Origin of the sequence: Paenibacillus bouchesdurhonensis (genome assembly GCF_900155685.1) — a bacterium.
In the GTDB taxonomy this organism is placed as follows: Bacteria; Bacillota; Bacilli; order Paenibacillales; family Paenibacillaceae; genus Fontibacillus; species Fontibacillus bouchesdurhonensis.
The window spans coordinates 2748294-2767345 of the sequence record NZ_LT732548.1 but is presented as its reverse complement, the minus strand read 5'-3'; the positions used below and the strand labels follow the sequence as shown (position 1 = coordinate 2767345).

Here is a 19052-nt window from a genome sequence, read left to right as displayed (position 1 = left end):
GGCTTCTATTCCCTTCTGACGCCGAGTCATCAGCAAGGGACAGGGACAGTTTGTGCAGCCAGCAGCAGCGCCAGACTTTCAACATTTATGCCCCGTGCCTCCCCTGACGGATGAACTGAGCTTATTGCTGCGGCCACTGATCTTTTGGAACGTTCTTGTAGACATCCTCCAGCTTATGAAAACCGTCTTCGATCAAAATGGAGAGCTCATCCTTGCTAACCGGAATCGGATCGAGCAGAACGGACGGAACGTCGAATTTGCCGTTGTATACGGTCGTGTCCGTCGCAATGTCTTCACCTTTCGCTGCCGCCATGGCCATCTCGGCCGCCTTCGTGGCGATCGACTTAATCGGCTTATACACCGTCATCTGCTGCGTGCCTTCCGCGATCCGCTGCACTGCGGCCAGATCCGCATCCTGACCGGATACCGGAATTTTGCCAGCCATGCCTTGTGCAGTCAGGGCCTGAATCGCTCCGCCTGCCGTTCCGTCATTCGCCGCCACAACGCCCTGCACATCATTCTTCACGGCGGTTAGCGCATTCTCCATGTTTTTCAAAGCTTCTTCCGGCTTCCAATCCTTTGAGAATTGATCATATACGATTCTAATATCGCCCTTCTCTTCGAGCGGCTTCAAAATGTTCATTGCCCCCGTCTTGAACATATGCGCGTTATTATCCGTATCAGCTCCGCCAATGTAGACGATATTGCCTTTCGGCGCCCGGTCGATGACGGCCTGGGCCTGAAGTTCCCCGACCCGGACATTATCAAATGAAATGTAGTAATCCACCTCGGCATTGTTGATCAGGCGGTCGTACGCAATAACCTTGATCCCTTCTTTATGCGCCTTCTCTACGATCGGCGCGGTAGCTTCCGCATTGTGCGCGATAACAACGAGTACGTCAACGCCTTGAGAAATCAACTGCTCCGCTTGGCTAAGCTGCGTGGCATCATCGCCGTTCGCGGCCAGCACCTTCACATCGCCGCCGAGCTCTTTGACTTTGGCCGAGAAAATATCCCGATCCTTCTGCCAACGCTCTTCCTTTAACGTATCCATCGATAGCCCAATGACGATTTTGCCTTCATCTTTGCCTGCGGTATTATTTTCTGTCCCTGCGTTGTTCTTGGTGCTGGTACTGCCATCCGACACAATGCTGCAGCCTACAAGTGAGGATGCCAACATAATAGCCACTAAGCTCATCCGTAAAAGTTGACCGTATTTTTTCATTCTACTTTCGCCCCTTTTCGTTGATTAATCGCCTTGATTGCGCTTACATTCAAATCTTAGCATCCGATCAATCACAGCGGACGGACGATTCCCTGCACTTCTTTGCTCTCCATCTTCAATGAATTGCAGCTTGATGTAATGAAATTCATCCTTCGCGTTTTCATAGCACTTTATTGTTCTAATCTATTTTCATTGAAATCAAAAATACGATAACAAAAAAGCCCTTGCTGGTTAACAAGGGCTTGGCTTCTCGATTTGCTGACGATATTCGCTGGGCGTAATGCCCATCGTTCGCTTGAAGACCCGGCTGAAATAATTCGGATCATTATATCCGATCTCAAAACAAATTTCCTTCATGCTGAGGCTTTGCTCTCCAATCAGTCTCTTGGCTTCATCGATACGCAGCCGCGTCACGTAATCAATGAAGTTTTCTCCCGTGTGCAGCTTGAACAGTTTACTGAAATAATAAGGGCTGAGATTCACGTACTCTGCACTCTGCTCCATGGAAATATCCGTTTTATAGTTCTGGCCTATATAGAGCAGTGCCCGTTGCAGCACATGAGAACGGCTGCGATCTTTCTCTTCCTTTAATCCATCGATGAGTTTATCCAGCCACATTTGGGCGCATTGCCGCAGCGCTTCCCGTTCCTCGAACGAACTGAGCGAGGCGATTAGTTCAGTTCCTTCCCCTGACTGCGCCCCCCGACATAAGTACAGCAGCAATCCAATTACCTCTCCCCGCAGCTGCGGAAAAGCAGGAAGCTCGCTATGCGTCAGCCGTTCCCAGAATAGAGCAAAGCGTTCCGACACCTCTAGCTTATCCTGCCGCAAAAGCGCATCCAGCAGCTTCTTCTCTTCCTCCTGGAAAATAATTTCCTGCCCCGTGCTCAGAGTAATATCATCATAATGCCGGACGCTAACGATACCCTGATCATTCGCACATACGCGAACCGCTTCCCGGTAAGATCGGCTCATCCCTTCCCAGCCTTCCCGGATCGAACCAATTCCGACGGAGAGCGCCAGGTCGAAGCGTTCCTCTACCCATTTTTTGATACGCCCGCCCCAATCGAGAGAACTGACACGTTGGTAGTATCCTGACTGTCCAGGCTGAAAAGGAATGAACAACGCCATCTGATGGCCGACCATAGGGCTGACGAGACAGGATAAATTCGGCTTCGCGAACTGTTTGACGGCTTCGTAGACATCTCTTTTAACAAGCTGAAATCCTTCCCATTCTTTAGCTGCATGCCGGGCAAATGACAACACCATCGCATATCCCTTCCGCCAATCCAATTGCAACAGCTTGGCAAGCTGCGACAATTCCAGCTCCTGCACGCAATCCAGCATCAGCATAAGGGATAGCTCATTCTCCGCGATAGGTATGAGCTGTGACAGCCTCTCCTGCATGTCCAGCCGCTCGTTCCTCTCCCGCCGTGCTTCCTCTGTCTCATCGATCAAGGTTTTGAGCACGTCCAGAACCTCTTCCCGCTTGGCTGGCTTGAGCAAATAATCGCGAACCCCTAAGGCCAGACTTTCCTTGGCGTAGGTAAAATAATCATGAGCCGTGATCATCACGATTCTAGTCATCGGGTATTTGGCCAAAATTTCACGCACCGCCTCCAGCCCTTGAATGCCCGGCATCTTAATATCCATGAAAATAAAATCCGGTCTTGTTTCTTCGGCGAGTTGAATGGCTCTTCTGCCGTTCTCTGCATGAAGAAACGTAAATGTATCCGGCATCATATGCTGAATCATAAGCTCCAGCCCCTCACGCTCAAGAGCTTCATCGTCTGCTATAAGCAATGTGTACAATTTGCATTCCCCCACTTTAATCCCCATTTTTTTTGATATAAAAATGTCCGATTAAGCTTTAGCGTATTTAGCTTACGCCGCCTAGCCACTGAGCAGATCATCCGCAATTAAGCCGCGAGGCGAAAGGGCAAGGTGAACACCACTGCGGTTCCCGTTCCCTCTGCGCTTTCGATCTCGATGCGCTCTTGCCCGTCAAAGAATAGATGCAGCCTTTTGAACACATTATGCGTGCCTAGCCCGGTGGATTGTCCCTTTCTCCCGCCATAACGCGGCGAGTCCTCACGGATCGATTGGAGAAGCATATTCGCCGTCTCCTTGCTCATTCCCACGCCATTGTCCCGTATCTCGATCACTATGCCGGCTTCGGTATAGCTGATCCCGAGCCTTAACATAGCCCCGGCCTCCATTTGCTCAATCCCGTGAACGAATGCATTCTCCAAAATCGGCTGTAATGTTAGGCACGGAATCATGCAATCCAGAGCCCGTTCATCAATATCCATCACGAATTCGATCCGGTCACGGAATCTTGCTCTCTGGATATTCAAATACTCGCTCACATGCTCCACCTCCTCGCGAAGCGGCACCGCCTGATCAAGCTTTTGCAGATTGTACCGAAGCAAGCGGGAGACGGAAACGGCAAGATCGCTCGTTCTTGTTGCTCCTTCAATGTATGCAAGCTTTGAAATCGAATTTAACGTATTGAATAAAAAATGCGGATTGATCTGACTCTGCAGCGTCTTCAGCTCCAGCTCTTTTACGAGACGATCCTTTTCCAAGCTGTCCATATTTTCATCCATCAGCCGCTGGATGTTATCGATCATCCCGTTAAACGCCCGACACAGAATGCTGATTTCATCATGGTTGTCACTCTCTGGCACCTTCGTATCCATTCGTCCCTTCGAAATTTGCTTGGCGGTGGCGACAAGACGGCGAATCGGCCCCGTAATACTCTTTGAAAGCCAAAGTGCCAGCAGAATACTGAGTGCCGCCACGGTAATTACGAGCAAAATACCGAGCGTATTCAACCGCTCTGAAGTAAACATCATTTCTTGGTAGATTGGCTTGTACTGTTCCAACTCAAGATCGACAAGCGCCTGAGCCTCTTCGCGAATGAATCGCTCCGTCTTTTCTGCTTCGATATACTGCCCAGCCATTATGCCTGAATCATGAGCATCGATTTGTGCGATCATCCCCTCTGCCTGCTCAATAAACGTATCGATAATATTTCGATAGGTGACTAGCGGCAAATCACTTGGCCCAATTGTCGCCAAACTGTCCAGTTCGGTGCGCAGCTCCTTTACGGCATTCAGATGCTTGATTACTTCTGGCATACTCTCGGCATCCATTTGCATAATATAGCGGTTCATCGACCGCATATTCTCACCGACCTCATAAGATACTTCTTTATATAGTAAAATGCGGTTCATCATTAAATGATAGCTTTCCTGCACTGTTTTGCCGCTCTCGAACAGGAAGAAGGAAACCGAACTCAGCAGAATTACCAGTAGCGGTATAAATATAAACAGCTTCTTCCGTATCGTCACAGACTCTCTCCCTCCTGCACATTACTGCCATCCAGCACCTTAACCTCCGTGTAGTAGGCGGGAAGCAATGGTTCTCCCTGGAAGTGATCATAAAGCAGCTTGACCGCTGTCCCGCCCATCAAATAAGGCTGCTGCGCCACCGTCGCCTGAATCTCGCCGCTGCGGATCGCGGCCAGAGTCTCCTTCTGATTGTCAAAACCAATAATCGTCAGTTCATCGCGCTTTAAACTTTTGGCGGCTTGCAACATCCCTAGTGCATCCGTCGCACTAGTGCCGACCATGATACTGATCTCCGGATGCTCGCGCAGCATCTCGGATGCCTGTTGAATCGCCTCCATATGCGAAATATTGGAGCTGCGCACCGCGACAATTTCTAGTCCACTGTACTGCTCCACTACCTGCCTTAGCCCATCCAGCCGCTGCAGTTGGCTCTCGGCAAGGTCGCTGCCGATAATGACGCCGATCTTGCCCGATCCGCCTGTCTTTTTCACCACAAGGTGTCCCAAGCTTTCGCCAGCCGCCACATTATCCGTTCCCACATATGCGAGCCGCTTACTATCCGGTGCGTCGGTATCGATCGTCACGACTGGGATACCGCGCGCCACCGCTTTATCGATGAGCGGCGTAAATTTCTCCTCATTCAGCCCTTGCACAATAATCGCATCTACCCGGGCGGCGATCGCTTTCTCCAGTAAATTAAGCTGCTCATCCATATTATTGCGGACGGCTCCGGCAAATTCGATATCGATCCCATACTCTTCCGCAGCTTGTTCCGCACCCTTCTCCACCATCTCCCAATACGGATGATAGCGCTCCTGCTCGATTAATACGATATGATAGCGGTTCGTCTCATTGCCCTCATGTCCTTGCAATTCCTTTACGATCCTGCTCATTTTGCCAGAATGGTGCGCAAAGCCGATAAACAGATATGTAAGTATGCCAATCAAGACCGCTGCGGCGGCCAGCCATTTTTTGTCCATCCCTATTCACCTCAATGACTATCCTAACTCCAAGTGTAAGCGCTAGCAAGATGATTTATGGAATCATTTCGACAACGAGGTCATTTTAGCGAACGACAAAATGACAAGCTCTCGAGCTTGTCATCCGTCGAACTCCTTGCTATTTTCATTAATTACCTGAAGATGAAAAGCATACTCTTCTCCACTTTAAAACTGCTCTGCACTTATTTCAAGATCAAGGATCGAGCCATCTACCATGTACACATAAATTTTAAAATCCCCGGACAATCCTTTGCCTAGCATTTCAGAAGACAGGATGGAAGGATTAGCTATATATTTCCCGCTATTATCAGCAAATGATACTGATGTCAGTAACAGCACCAGAATAATAATCGAAGACATCACTTTTCGAATAAGCCGAATCTTCATCGCTCCATTCCGTCCATGCTCTATTATTATATTTATCCTTAAATGAGAATATATTATTATACTTCATGCTATCAGAAATTTCCTGTTTTAGAAATGGTATAATTCTCAAAATGCTCTCCTCTGTCACAATTTCATATTGCAGCAATTACCATTGCCCAATCTGGATAGTTCCAGGAATCATAGAAGCTTGGAGGTTCTTTCTCTTCTAGGCTTGTTATACGAAGCTGTGCATCTTGATTCCTTTACTCTTTGTGTTCAAATTAAATAACTGGATTTCCTGGATTTACTTTTGAACGAAATAGATGTTTTTTACAAAAAACTGTATCCCTTGCAATTAAAAATGCTTTTCCGCCTTATACCTCCTAATTCCCATGATAACCACAAGAAAACCATCTAAATTCACTTTGATCAGCATCGTGGGCTGGTTAGATACAAGAAATACAATTATAAGTTGAATTGAATATCTGTTTATTTCTGTTCTAACTCAACAAAAATCCCCCAACGCCTATAGCGCCAGGGGATTCCTCAAATTAATACAATCTAATGTAATGATCGCGTTCCCACTCGTGAACCTGCGTACGATACATATCCCATTCGATCTCTTTCAGTTCATACAGGTGCGTGCGAGCGTGCTCGCCAAGCGCATCGGAAATCACTTCGCTGTTGACCATTTCGTTTAAAGCTTCTTTGAGATCGGACGGCAGGCTTGGGATGCCTTCCTCGATCAGCTCTTCCTCGGACATCACATAGATGTTGCGATCAACCGGAGCCACAAGCTCCAGCTCGTTCTTGATGCCGTCAAGGCCAGCTCTAAGCATAACAGCCAGTGCCAAGTATGGGTTAGCTGCCGGATCCGGATTGCGAACCTCTACGCGAGTACTTAGTCCACGAGAAGCCGGGATACGAATCATCGGGCTGCGGTTGCTGGAAGACCATGCCACGTAGCAAGGCGCTTCATATCCTGGAACAAGGCGTTTATAGGAGTTTACGGTCGGGTTCGTTACCGCTGCAAACGCACGGGCATGCTTCAGAATACCAGCCATATAGTGGCGGGCATCTTTACTTAGGCCAAGATCATCACTTTCGTCATAGAAAGCATTCACTTTCTCTTTAAATAGGGACTGGTGACAGTGCATACCGGAGCCGCTCACGCCATACAACGGTTTAGGCATAAAGGTCGCATGCAACCCATGCTGACGAGCAATCGTCTTAACGACGAGTTTGAATGTTTGGATTTGGTCAGCCGCCTTGATCGCATCGGCATATTTGAAGTCAATCTCGTGTTGACCCGGAGCTACTTCGTGGTGGGATGCTTCAATTTCGAAGCCCATTTCTTCGAGGGTGAGGACGATTTCACGACGGCAGTTTTCCCCCAGGTCTGTTGGAGCAAGGTCGAAATAACCGCCTTGGTCATTCAGCTCCAACGTCGGGTTGCCTTTTTCATCGGTTTTGAACAGGAAAAACTCAGGCTCTGGGCCTACATTCATTGCGGTATATCCCATTTCTTCCGCTTCTTTCAGTGCTCGCTTCAAAATGTTGCGCGGGTCTCCGGAGAATGGAGTGCCATCCGTCATGTAAACATCACAGATAAGCCGTGCCACACGATCCTCGGCAACCCACGGGAAAATGACCCAAGTGTCCAGATCCGGGTACAGATACATATCGGATTCTTCGATACGAACATATCCTTCAATGGAAGATCCGTCGAACATCATTTTGTTATCAAGCGCTTTTTCCAATTGACTGACAGGAATTTCTACGTTCTTGATCGTTCCGAGCAAATCGGTAAATTGCAAACGGATAAATCGCACGTTTTCTTCTTTGGCAATGCGTAAAATGTCTTCTTTGGAATAACTCAAGATCTCTCTCTCCTATCGATTTCTAGATTTTGAAAAAGCGGGATAACTCCCCTTGGATCAGTGATACCTGACCCATTCTGTTCCCAGTTACCAGCTCCTGCTTCAGCCGGCGATAAAGCTCTGAATCCGTCAGCTCTTTACGTTTCTGTTCGGTATCTTTCGTCATTTCCGCAGTTTCCTGAGATTCTTTAACTACAGGCGCAAGAACCTGCTTGATTCCTACCATGTTGACGCCTCTCTCAATCAGTTTCTTAATCTCAAGCAATCGTTCAACATCATTATATGAAAAAAGACGCTGATTCCCCGATGTACGGGCCGGCATAATCAATTGATGCTGCTCATAATAGCGAATTTGCCGAGCCGTTAAATCGGTAAGCTTCATGACGATACCGATCGGAAACAAAGCCATGTTTCTGCGAATCTCCTCACTCACCGCTCTCAACCTTCCGCATATATTTCACGAAAATATTCTATGTCAGATAACCTGACATGTCAACAAGCATGTAAGGTTTTCTTATAATAAATTTCGATCCTTCATCGTTTGCAAGGCCGTTAATAGGCCGAATTTGACGTGTGAGTAGGTTAATCCGCCCTGCATGTAGGCGATGTAGGGCTCGCGTACAGGAGCGTCTGCAGACAATTCCAGGCTGCCCCCTTGAATAAAGGTGCCTGCCGCCATAATTACAGGATGCTCGTACCCCGGCATGTCCCAGGCCTCCGGCACAACGTAGCCGTCCACAGCCGCGGCGCGCTGAATCCCTTGTACAAAAGCAATCAGCTGCTCCGGGCCGCTGAATGCAATCGCCTGAATCAAGTCCGTGCGATCTGCATTCCAGCGCGGGCGACTCTCGAATCCGGCACGCTCAAACACGGCAGCGGCCAGAATACTCCCCTTCACCGCTTGCCCAACCGTCGTCGGGGCCAGGAACAATCCTTGATAAATACCTCTAGTCGTCCCTAGCATCGCTCCTACTTCCCCGCCAATGCCCGGTGCGGTCAATCGATAGGAAGAGAGTTCCACCAAATCAGTGCGGCCGCAAATATAACCGCCCGTCTCGGCTAGTCCGCCGCCCGGATTCTTAATTAAAGACCCCGCCATCAAATCGACACCTACCTGCGTCGGCTCCAACTCCTCAGCGAATTCGCCGTAGCAATTATCAACAAATACAATGCAATCCGACCTCATTTCCTTTACCTTACGAACCATTTCACCGATCTGAGCGACCGTAAAGGAATCTCGCCAGTCATAGCCGCGTGATCTTTGAATCCCGATCACTTTTGTTCGCTTGTTCAGCTTTGCCTTCACACTATCCCAATCGATCTCGCCGTTCTCTAGCAGTGCAACCTCGTCATAGCGAATGCCAAAGTCCTGCAGCGAGCCCGTGCCATCACCGGGTTCTCCGATGACTTTGTGAAGGGTATCATACGGCGTGCCGGATATGTAAAGCAATTCATCCCCGGGACGAAGTACACCAAATAGCGCCGTAGCAATCGTATGCGTGCCGGACGCAAAATGCGGACGCACCAGAGCCGCCTCGGCGCCGAACACATCGGCATACACAAGATCAAGCACTTCACGTCCGCGATCATTATAGCCATATCCAGTAGAGCCTGCGAAATGATAATCACTTACCTGATGCCGCTGGAAGGCTTCGATCACCTTCCACTGATTCCGGTCGACAATTCGATCAATCACGCGGAATTGTTCAGCGACCTGCTGCTCCGCTTCTTCTAACCATGCTACGATTTCTTCTGCAAAAACTGCCATAATGTAAAAACTCTCCTCTGCCCATGCTTTCAAAATTCATTGCTACTAAAATTTCGTATCCTATCGATCTTCAAAGCTCCATCTGCTAAAAAGGCACTTAGCCTGTGAACTTATTCGCTGTCCAGTCCCGGATTACTCTTAAATGGAACGAGCTCAGAGCCATACTTCTCATAATCCTTCTGATGAAGGATTACACGATAAACGATCACGTCCTCCTCAATACCCCGTTCTATCACATTACCCACCCGATAGAGCAATGAAGCAAGATCTCCACGAAGGGCCGGGATGCGGAAGGTATATGTTCCCCCGGCCAAATGCTGCTGCACCGCTTCCCGAATACGCAGCAAATCGCCTTCATCAAAGGCGCTGACCTTCAAGTATCCCTTTCCGGACGGGAGCATTTCAAGCCGCTCCGCAGAACATATGTCTTTCTTATTGAACAGCACGATTTGCGGTGTGCCTCCCGCTCCAAGCTGATCCAGAATGCGATCGACCACATGCATCTGATCCTCTCGCATTGGTGAAGATGCATCGACCACATGCAGAACCAAATCAGCTTCGTTCGCCTCCTCTAGCGTGGCACGAAAGGCTGCTATTAAATCATGCGGCAAATTCTGAATAAAGCCAACGGTATCGGTCACAATCACCTCTTTGCCGCTAGGCAGCTCAAGCGCCCGGGTTGTCGGGTCAAGCGTGGCAAACAGCTGATTCTCGATATATACGTCCGCCGAAGTCAGCGCCTTCAGAAGTGTCGATTTGCCCGCATTTGTATAGCCTACAAGAGCTAAATGAACGACGCCAGTCTCCTTGCGCCGTTCCCGGTGCAGCTTGCGATGGCGGGTCACTTCCTCAAGCTGCCGCTTCAGCTCACCGATCCGCCGGCGAATATGTCGACGATCCGTCTCCAGCTTGCTCTCGCCCGGACCACGGGTACCGATCCCGCCGCCTAGCCTGGATAAATTTTTGCCATGGCCGGATAAGCGCGGCAGCAAATAGGTAAGCTGAGCGAGTTCTACCTGAATAATCCCTTCGCGCGTCTTCGCCCGCTGAGCAAAAATATCCAGTATCAGCTGTGTCCGGTCAATGATTTTCACATCCAAAATATCTTCAAGATTACGAACCTGAGCCCCTGACAGCTCCTGATCGAAGATGATGGTATTCACATCGTAATCCTGAATCGCTTCGTGCAGTTCATCGACCTTCCCCTTGCCGATAAACCATTTCGAATCGGGCTTATCCCGATTTTGGACAAGCGTGTCCACCACCTCGACGCCAGCAGTCTGGGCCAGCTGCACCAGCTCATCCATAGAATAGGCGGGATCAATCCCGCCTCTCTTCACTTCCAAGGTATTCAAACTAACTAGAATCGCCCGATCAGGGATTTCCGTCTTTGTCTCATACAGCGAGTTTGTCATCCATCTTTCGCTCCTTATAGGCGCCGTTCTTCCTTCAAATCCAGCTTCAAATCCTCCTGCCGCAGCGTCATTAATTCAAGCTTGCCGGGCGAGCTGCTGCCGCTAAACTGCGTCAACAAGCGTACAGCTTGACTGCGTATTGAGCGTTCAATGACGTTGCGGACATATCTGGCATTGCTAAAAGCATGCTCGCCCTCACACTTTTCCCGCAGCAGATGCTGCTTTAATTTGAGTATCGCCTGCGGCATCAGAATATAGTCCCGTTCCTTCGCCATTCCCTCCGATATTTGAATCAACTGATCCACGGTATAGTCGGGAAAATCGATCACGATGGGAAAACGCGAGGGCATACCGGGATTGCATTGCAGAAAAAAGTCCATCTCGTCGGAATAGCCTGCCAGGATAAGGATAAACTGATTTTTTTGATCCTCCATCGCTTTGACGAGCGTGTCGATCGCTTCTTTGCCGAAGTCCTTCTCTCCACCCCGCGCCAGACTGTAGGCTTCGTCGATGAACAGGATACCACCGAGCGCTTTTTTCACCAAATCTCTCGTCTTCTGGGCTGTATGACCGATATATTCCCCAACGAGATCCGCACGCTCAACTTCGATCAAGTGCCCTTTGCTGAGCACTCCAAGCCGCTGGAACATCTTCGCAACGATTCTGGCGACCGTCGTCTTGCCCGTTCCTGGATTTCCCTTGAACACCATATGGTACACTTGGGGATTCGATAATAGTCCCGCTTCAGAACGCATTTCCGTAATTTGCAGCAGCGCATATATTTCATACATTAAGTCTTTAATATGATGAAGACCTATGAGCTGATCTAATTCTTTCTGGATTTCTGCGAATACGCCTTGTTGAGGGATTGCTTTGGCCGTTGACTGCAAGTCCGCGTCAGGAATGCTCTGCGTTACGACGGGTTGCTCGGGATTTCGGAGAATTACATTGATTTGTCTGGAAGGCCTCTCTTCGGAAGATCCGCTTCTGGCCATAACATGCCCTGGCATCGTAGAATCACCTCTTCGTATAAGGGGTAGGATCACTCTCTTCTTCCAGTGTATTCTCTCTTCCGGGCCTTTATTAGAAGACTATAAATCCAGTCCCAGCGCAAGTCCGGCCTGAACCAATTTCCATTTCGTATACGCCAGCACTTCCCGCACCGTATTCGGAATGGGCTGCAGCACCTTCGATTTGGTTAAGGACAGCTTCGGATGCTCATAACCCAACACTTCGGCGATTTCAAGAGCACGGTTCCCATGGAAGGTATGAGTCATAATGAGTGCAGAGCTAAGCTCGTGCTCCTTCATTATTTCTTGACTGAACTTTAAGTTCTCATACGTGCTCGTCGCCTTGTTCTCCAGCAGCATAGCCTCCCGCGGCACGCCGTGCTCTTCCAAATAATTGGCCATGCCTTCGGCCTCGGTATATTTATACCCTTCTTGATCCAGGCCTCCCGTGAGCAGGAACATCTTGAATTTTCCAGCCTGATACTGCTCCAGACTATGGCGAAGCCGCTCTTCGAGTCCTGGACTAGGCCGATCGCCCCACATGGACGCACCAAGGACAATCCCAACATCCGCTGCAGGCATATCTTTAATTGCTAGAGCAGGACTGCGTTCCACGCTGCCAATCTGCGCCAGCACGTACAGGAACCAGCCGATGCCAAGCAGGGCCAGCACCAGCACCCAGCGCAACAGCCGAATGTAGAGCGGACGCGATTTCGGTCTGCCCTGCTTCATGTTTAAATATGAGGTCTTGCCTGACCTCCTGCCAGATTGAAACATATTAACCTCCCGGTCGAAACGGCTCAGAATCCATAAAACCGCTGCGGTAATGCTCCAGGGACATGTTGAAATAAGGAAATTTCTGCTGATTAATCGCCTGCAGCACATGCCTAGCCGTCTCCATCGCCATGTCGTAGTCTTTCACCGTGATATGGCCTTTCGTCAGCGCTTCATCCAGCTCATCCTCGTCCATTAAAAATACTTCCCCATTTTTGAGCACAACAATATCCAAATACAAATCATCGAACCAGGGCACACCTTGATCGGTAATGCCTTGATTTTTGCACACATCGATATACCACTCCACAATATCGCCTTTGTCATCGAACATCGCCGTAACGACATAGTGGCTTCCTTTCGGATAATATTGGAGCCAGGTATAGCCTTTATCTGCGATGCGAAAGGTGTGCCCACCGTAAGTCTTCCACAAGGGATCTCGCAGCGCAAAGATAGTGTACAATGTAACATAGCCTGTAAACTTGTCGCTTTCCACATACTTTGATTTAAATTGACGCTGGGTGATGCGTCGCCAGTTCGCTCGGTCTCCAAATTTTCGCTTCATGGTATAAACCCTTTCAACACAATGTAATTTCAGCTTACCATATTTGAAAGAGAGTCACAAAACTGAAATTCAGCAGCTTAACTTTATTAAACGGCAATTACCGCCGAGCAAAACAAAAAAAACACCGACATTCCCATTGTCGGAAAAATGTCGGTGCAAATTACTTTGAAGCGTTCAGCTATATTGTACTTGAGCTTAACCGCCCGAGTTCATTCCGGCAGCAGGATCTGCGAACGGATCTACCATGCCGCCGTCCTCCGGTGGAGGTGTAACCGCATCTCCGCTTCCCGGATCCGCGGCTTCGGAGCCGTCTGTCCCTCCTGAATTTCCGCTGCCCTCCCCCGTGCCGCCCTGGCCTGGAGGCGTAGCTGAACCGTTGCCTGATCCATTGCCATTACCATTACCCTGTCCGTTGCCTTGGCCGTTGCCTTGGCCGTGGCCATTTCCTTGACCTGGGCCGACTTGGCTATCTCCCCCCTGGCCTTGACCTGGATCGCTTCCATCCTCGCCTTGATCAGGCGGTAACGGGATCTGATCATCCTGGTCGGGTTCGATGTCGTCCATAGGCTCTTCGTCAATAATATCGACCACTACCTTATTAGAGGCGCTGCTCTCTGTATCATTGACCGGATCATATGCGGTAACATAGTATTCATAGCTTGTGCCCGGCACAACACTCAAATCTTCAATCGCCGTCGTGGCCGAATCCAAATAATAGGTGTATTCCGTCTCGGAAGCTTCCTTGCGATAAATGCGGTAAACTGCGCCTTCCTGGTCAACACCATTCCAGTTGAGAGATACCGTCTGCGTATCCTCGCTATAAGAAGCGGTGAGTCCGCTCGGTGTGCTAAGCTCTTCCACTGGCGGCTCCGTTTCCTGCATGTTCTTCGGTACCGGGAAGTCCTTAACCGGAACGCCCTCCAGCGCTTCCTTCATAACGGCTGCGAACAATGCTGCGGTCTGGCCACTGCTTCCGTTGAGCAAATGATCCTTATCAACATTGTCGTAACCCATCCAAACCGCTCCCGTCCATTCCGGCGTGTAGCCGACGAACCAGACGTCACGGTTCTTGCTGCTCTTCAGATTTTTGATGCCGTGCTGCGTCGTTCCCGTCTTACCGGCAACCGGACGGTTGATTCTTGCCTTTTTCCCCGTGCCTTCATTCACGACATCCTGCAGCATTTGCGTCATTTGATAAGCAGTTTGCTCCTTCAGCACCTGCTTCTGCTTCGGCGCATCCGCTTTATGAACCTCTTTACCGCTGTGGTCAACGATCGACTTGATCGAATAAGGCTCATTGTATCTGCCTTGGTTTGCGAACACACTGAAAGCAGATGCCATTTCCAGCGTATTCGTTCCATGCGTCAGCCCGCCTAGCGCGATCGCCAGATTGCGATCTTCCTTGTCCATGGTGATGCCCATCTCGGTCGCGTATTTCACGCCCGTGCCAACGCCAACCTCATTTAGCAGCCAGACCGCAGGAATATTGATCGATTTCGTCAACGCGGTTTTAAAGCTCATGGTCTTCGAATAGGACCCGCCCAAATTGTTAGGACAATAATTGCCGAAGCATTGCTTCTCATTACTGACCATGGAATCTGGAGTAAATTTGCCTGTATCCAGTGCTGGAGCAAAAGATACGATCGGCTTGAATGTCGAGCCCGGCTGTCTGCGGCTGTCGAGACGGCTAAAGCCCTTGCGTTGGTAATCGCGACCACCTAGCAAAGCCACCAGGCTTCCGTTCTCATGGTTCATAATGACCATGGAGGCCTGCACCTGCTGATCATCCTTGCTCTTCTCGAAGAAGTCGTCATTATCGAACGCCTTCTCCAGCGCTTTCTGCGCCTTCATATCCATCGTCGTATAAATTTTATACCCACCGCGGTTCAACTGGTCTTCCGTGATGCCCCATTTACGCTCCGCTTCCTCAAGCACATAATCCTTAAAAGCTTCGAAGCTTTGGTTCCTTGCCGGGGGCTCATAATCATACACGACCGCTTTGGCGTGCTCCATCTCGGCCTGCGTAATATAGCCCTGTTCGTACATTAACTGGAGCACGACCGCTCTGCGCTGCATGGACAGCTCCGGATTGCGAAGCGGATTGTATTTGGATGGTCCCTTCGGCATCGCCGCCAGGGTAGCCATTTGCCACAATTCAAGATCATTCAAATCGCTTTTGCCGAAATAACGAATCGATGCGGCCTTAATGCCGTACACCGTACCGCCAAAGTTAATCCGATTCAAATACAAAGTAATAATTTCATCTTTCGTTTTATCACGCTCAAGCGCCATCGCAATCGACACTTCAGTCGCCTTCCGGAAAAATGTCTTGTCAAAATCAAGGAAGATGTTCTTCGCAAGCTGCTGGGTAATCGTGCTGCCGCCCTCAACGAGCTTGCGCGCAACGATATCCTTCACGGCGGCCCGCCCGATCGCCCACAGGTCGACTCCGTTATGATCATAGAATCTCTTATCCTCCGTGGCAATGAATGCGTCCTTCAAGAGCTTAGGAATTTGCTCCGAGGTAACCGGTTCGCTTTTTTCCAGGGACAATTCACCCATCAGGTTGCCATTACGGTCATATACCTTTGACGTCTCATAGACCGTCAGCTTTCCCTCGTTCTCTGCCAGTATTTTCTCGCCGTTGATCGTAATGTACAGGTAGCCCGCTAGGGCGCAAAATATAGCAAACGCAATCGTAAAAAACGAAGTCCACAATACTCGCTTGGCCGTCAGCTTCTTCTTTCTCTTCGCCTTCGGCTTCGGCTTCGTCGACTTCTGTTCCGGCTTGCTGCTTCTTTCCAATCTGGAAGGTCTCTTTGTAGACATGGTTATCTCTGACTCCCTTCTTGCCGCTCTCACATTATACGCGGAAAGAAAAGAACAACCTTTTGTCAGGTTGCTCTGCTCCATTTCCTATACCATTAAACGTAACAGCTTTAAAAAAGTTTCAACCAGCCTATGCCTCGTTCTGATTTTCTTGCATCAGCGAAACATTCCGCTGCGGCTGAAACGTCGAAATTGCATGCTTGTACACCATTTGCTGGCGGCCATCACTGTCGATCACGATCGTGAAATTATCAAACGCTCTAATCGTGCCTCTAATCTGAAAACCGTTGGTTAAGAAGACCGTAACAGGGATGCTCTCTTTGCGTAATTGGTTCAAGAACGTATCTTGGATATTAATGGACTTGTTCATTAGTCGTACCCCCAATAGAAATCATTAGTGTTTTGAATTATATTCAAGATCAGTGGGAAACTTTCCTGCTATTATAGCATGAGCGGCCTTTAAATTCCCGGAAAAATTTTGACCGTCACCCACGTCGATCCACGAAATGTCCTTCATCCGCCGAAACCAAGAGAGCTGGCGCTTGGCAAATCGCCGAGTATCCCTCTTTAATTTCTCTATCGCATCGTGAAGGGGCACACCATCCTGAAGATGTTCTGCAATCTCCTTATAGCCGAGTCCCTGCATAGATATCATATCCCTGTTGTATCCTTTATCCAGCAGTCCCTTTACCTCATCTACCAGTCCGTTAGCGATCATTTCGTCGATTCGCTGTTCAATACGGTTATAAAGCATTTGACGGTCCATTGTCAAACCGATAAAGCACAAATCATAGGGAGACTGCTTCGTCTGCCCCTCCAATTGAGACGATAAAGTCTCGCCCGTCAGGTGATGAATTTCCAATGCCCGTACGACCCGGCGCACGTCATTAGGGTGAAGTCTAGCTGCCGAATCTGGGTCGACTCTGGCCAGTTTTTGATGCAGCGCCTCAACCCCCTCTTCCGCGGCAAAACGCTTCTGAGCTTCGCGGAAAGCTTCGTCCACACCCGCCTCCGTAAATTGGTATTCATAGCAAACCGATTCCACATAAAGGCCGGTTCCGCCAACGATAAACGGCAGATGACCACGATCATGGATTTCTGGAATAAGCGCTTTGCTCCATTCTTGGAACTGAGCGACCGAGAACGGTTCGTCCGGCTCCAGCACATCGATGAGATGATGGGGAACTCCCTGCATTTCATCCTGCGTAATTTTAGCCGTACCGATATCCATCCCCCGGTACACCTGCATCGAATCGCCGGATATAATTTCGCAGGAGAAGGCCTTGGCAATCTCAATGCTGAGACGCGTCTTGCCTACTGCGGTCGGTCCGACAAGCACGAGCAATTTGGGTTTATGCTGCCTGTTCAAGGGGTAATCACTCCGTACGTTATTTTCGATCGGCCGCGGCCAAGGACGTGAAATCCTAGTCTTTCGAACTCGCCGCTTCCAATTTTCTCTTTTAAGATGACCGTTCTGCGGGCTACACGGCAGGCTTCGGCAATCGCCGCCTCCTCCAAGCGGTTATTGTTGGCAAACGCGCGTAAAGGAGAAATAGAGGAGGATTCCCGTACCGGATCACGGAACATAGGGTCGAAATAGACGACATCTGCGCTCTGATCCGGCATTTGCCGCAGCAGCCGCAGATGAGGCCCGCGCTTCGGCTCAATGCGCCGAAGCGCATCATCGAACGACTGGAGCCCGGACGCATAATAAGTGAACCCCTCATGCATGAGTGCCCAAAGCGGCAGCGAATCCTCCATGGCGATCACTTTGCCTTCCAGTCCGGCGCCAAGGGAGAATACGATGGCATCCGCCCCCAGCCCCGCCGTACAATCGACTATCGTGTCTCCGGGCCTAATGCCTGCTGCTTCCAGCATGGTGTCCTTCTCGCCTTTGAGCAGCCTTTTGGCCCGCACAAAGGACATACTGGGATGGAAGGTCATCGGCTGCTCGCCAGGACGATGCAGGCGCGCTCCGCCTTCAAGTATAACGAGGATATCCTCGCCGGGATGAAGCTCAGCAAGCCTTGCCATCGATGCCCGGTTTCTCGGGACGTAGCGACAGCCGGACTTTGCTGCAAGAGCCGCGGCACGTTCTACGGCGGCTGGCGCATGATGCTCTCCGGTCGTAATTATCAATCTTCTTCCTCCGATCACATGACTCGCTTGAACAGCTTCTCTAAATCATAGGTGGAGAAGCTGACGACAATCGGTCTACCATGCGGACAGGTGTACGGCTGCTTGCAGGCCGCCAGTCGCTGAATAAGGGTATTCGCTTCCTCCGGCGTCAGCTTCTGATTCGCCTTGATCGAAGCTTTGCAGGAGACAAGAATCGACGATTTCTCCCGCAGCTTCGCAAGGTCGATTTGCCGCTCCTGGAGCACCCATTCAGCCATTTCCTCGATAATAGCCGCCTCTTCTCCTGAAGGGAACCAGTAGGGATGCGAGACGACGCGGAAGGTTCCGCCCCCGAAGTGCTCCAGGATGACCCCGGCGCTCTCGAACCAGTTCAGACGCTCCTTCAGCTTCTCGCTCTCTGCCGACGTAAATTCCAAGGTAATCGGAATAAGAAGCTCCTGGGACGCGTCCGCAGGTTGTCCGAATTTTTCATAGTAGTATTCATAGTTGACCCGTTCATGAGCGGCGTGCTGATCGATGAGATACAACCCCTCCTCATTCTGAGCGATCAGATAGGTGCCATGGTGCTGGCCGATCAGGGTCAGCTCCGGGAAGGCCGGAAGCTCCGGCGCCGCCTCTGGCGAGCCGTACAGCGCTTCCGGCATGCGGCCGCCCTGTGGGGGCGCGTAGCTGCTGCTGCCATACGAGGCAGCAGCGCCCCCGCGCCCCGCAGGGCGGCCCTGCG

16 protein-coding genes and 1 pseudogene are annotated in these 19052 nt (G+C 50.1%); all 17 read right to left on the bottom strand.

Annotation, left to right across the window (positions count from 1 at the left end):
- Positions 1-121: 121 nt before the first annotated feature.
- Positions 122-1225, bottom strand: a complete 1104-nt coding sequence (gene xylF / locus CZ379_RS16770; RefSeq protein WP_110932669.1) for a D-xylose ABC transporter substrate-binding protein — start codon at positions 1223-1225, stop codon at positions 122-124.
- 231 nt (positions 1226-1456) lie between these two features.
- Positions 1457-3037: a helix-turn-helix domain-containing protein gene (locus CZ379_RS16765; protein ID WP_110932668.1), complete on the bottom strand. Its 1581-nt coding sequence runs from the start codon at positions 3035-3037 to the stop codon at positions 1457-1459.
- 107 nt (positions 3038-3144) lie between these two features.
- A complete protein-coding gene (locus CZ379_RS16760; protein ID WP_110932667.1) occupies positions 3145-4581 on the bottom strand; it encodes a sensor histidine kinase in 1437 nt (478 codons plus the stop codon).
- On the bottom strand, positions 4578-5561 hold the full coding sequence (locus CZ379_RS16755) for a sugar-binding protein (RefSeq protein WP_110932666.1): 984 nt from the start codon (positions 5559-5561) through the stop codon (positions 4578-4580). The genes CZ379_RS16760 and CZ379_RS16755 overlap by 4 nt, the downstream gene beginning before the upstream one ends.
- Positions 5562-5747: 186 nt before the next feature.
- Complete coding sequence (locus CZ379_RS16750; protein WP_110932665.1) at positions 5748-5969, bottom strand: hypothetical protein; 222 nt, start codon at positions 5967-5969, stop codon at positions 5748-5750.
- Between the two features lie 530 nt (positions 5970-6499).
- The gene (gene glnA / locus CZ379_RS16745; protein ID WP_110932664.1) at positions 6500-7828 is read right to left on the bottom strand and encodes a type I glutamate--ammonia ligase; all 1329 of its coding nucleotides are present in this window, start codon (positions 7826-7828) and stop codon (positions 6500-6502) included.
- Between the two features lie 22 nt (positions 7829-7850).
- On the bottom strand, positions 7851-8261 hold the full coding sequence (locus tag CZ379_RS16740) for a MerR family transcriptional regulator (RefSeq protein ID WP_110932663.1): 411 nt from the start codon (positions 8259-8261) through the stop codon (positions 7851-7853).
- Positions 8262-8342: 81 nt separating this feature from the next.
- On the bottom strand, positions 8343-9596 hold the full coding sequence (locus tag CZ379_RS16735; RefSeq protein ID WP_110932662.1) for a methionine gamma-lyase family protein: 1254 nt from the start codon (positions 9594-9596) through the stop codon (positions 8343-8345).
- A gap of 110 nt (positions 9597-9706) precedes the next feature.
- Entirely contained in the window at positions 9707-11011 is a 1305-nt protein-coding gene (gene hflX, locus CZ379_RS16730; RefSeq protein WP_110932661.1) for a GTPase HflX, read from the bottom strand.
- Positions 11012-11025: 14 nt separating this feature from the next.
- On the bottom strand, positions 11026-12021 hold the full coding sequence (locus tag CZ379_RS16725; RefSeq protein WP_110932660.1) for an AAA family ATPase: 996 nt from the start codon (positions 12019-12021) through the stop codon (positions 11026-11028).
- A gap of 81 nt (positions 12022-12102) precedes the next feature.
- The gene (locus CZ379_RS16720; RefSeq protein WP_234404935.1) at positions 12103-12798 is read right to left on the bottom strand and encodes a YdcF family protein; all 696 of its coding nucleotides are present in this window, start codon (positions 12796-12798) and stop codon (positions 12103-12105) included.
- A gap of 1 nt (position 12799) precedes the next feature.
- Positions 12800-13360, bottom strand: coding sequence for a ribonuclease FAU-1 family protein (locus tag CZ379_RS16715; RefSeq protein ID WP_110932659.1), 561 nt, complete (start codon positions 13358-13360; stop codon positions 12800-12802).
- A gap of 195 nt (positions 13361-13555) precedes the next feature.
- On the bottom strand, positions 13556-16189 hold the full coding sequence (locus CZ379_RS16710; RefSeq protein WP_110932658.1) for a transglycosylase domain-containing protein: 2634 nt from the start codon (positions 16187-16189) through the stop codon (positions 13556-13558).
- A 130-nt stretch (positions 16190-16319) separates the two neighbouring features.
- Complete coding sequence (gene hfq, locus CZ379_RS16705; RefSeq protein WP_110932657.1) at positions 16320-16559, bottom strand: RNA chaperone Hfq; 240 nt, start codon at positions 16557-16559, stop codon at positions 16320-16322.
- Between the two features lie 24 nt (positions 16560-16583).
- The gene (gene miaA / locus CZ379_RS16700) at positions 16584-17558 is read right to left on the bottom strand and encodes a tRNA (adenosine(37)-N6)-dimethylallyltransferase MiaA (protein WP_110932656.1); all 975 of its coding nucleotides are present in this window, start codon (positions 17556-17558) and stop codon (positions 16584-16586) included.
- Complete coding sequence (locus CZ379_RS16695) at positions 17555-18328, bottom strand: class I SAM-dependent methyltransferase (RefSeq protein WP_110932655.1); 774 nt, start codon at positions 18326-18328, stop codon at positions 17555-17557. The genes miaA and CZ379_RS16695 overlap by 4 nt, the downstream gene beginning before the upstream one ends.
- 14 nt (positions 18329-18342) lie before the next feature.
- Positions 18343-19052 (bottom strand): annotated as a pseudogene (locus CZ379_RS26715) (DNA mismatch repair endonuclease MutL); the annotation flags it as partial.

What these genes read in the sequence shown, in the direction of transcription:
- xylF (WP_110932669.1), bottom strand. Translation starts at nt 1,225, where the DNA reads ATGAAAAAATACGGTCAACTTTTACGGATGAGCTTAGTGGCTATTATG.
- CZ379_RS16755 (WP_110932666.1), bottom strand. Translation starts at nt 5,561, where the DNA reads ATGGACAAAAAATGGCTGGCCGCCGCAGCGGTCTTGATTGGCATACTT.
- CZ379_RS16750 (WP_110932665.1), bottom strand. Translation starts at nt 5,969, where the DNA reads ATGAAGATTCGGCTTATTCGAAAAGTGATGTCTTCGATTATTATTCTG.
- CZ379_RS16735 (WP_110932662.1), bottom strand. Translation starts at nt 9,596, where the DNA reads ATGGCAGTTTTTGCAGAAGAAATCGTAGCATGGTTAGAAGAAGCGGAG.
- hflX (WP_110932661.1), bottom strand. Translation starts at nt 11,011, where the DNA reads ATGACAAACTCGCTGTATGAGACAAAGACGGAAATCCCTGATCGGGCG.
- CZ379_RS16725 (WP_110932660.1), bottom strand. Translation starts at nt 12,021, where the DNA reads ATGCCAGGGCATGTTATGGCCAGAAGCGGATCTTCCGAAGAGAGGCCT.
- CZ379_RS16720 (WP_234404935.1), bottom strand. Translation starts at nt 12,798, where the DNA reads ATGTTTCAATCTGGCAGGAGGTCAGGCAAGACCTCATATTTAAACATG.
- CZ379_RS16715 (WP_110932659.1), bottom strand. Translation starts at nt 13,360, where the DNA reads ATGAAGCGAAAATTTGGAGACCGAGCGAACTGGCGACGCATCACCCAG.
- CZ379_RS16710 (WP_110932658.1), bottom strand. Translation starts at nt 16,189, where the DNA reads ATGTCTACAAAGAGACCTTCCAGATTGGAAAGAAGCAGCAAGCCGGAA.
- hfq (WP_110932657.1), bottom strand. Translation starts at nt 16,559, where the DNA reads ATGAACAAGTCCATTAATATCCAAGATACGTTCTTGAACCAATTACGC.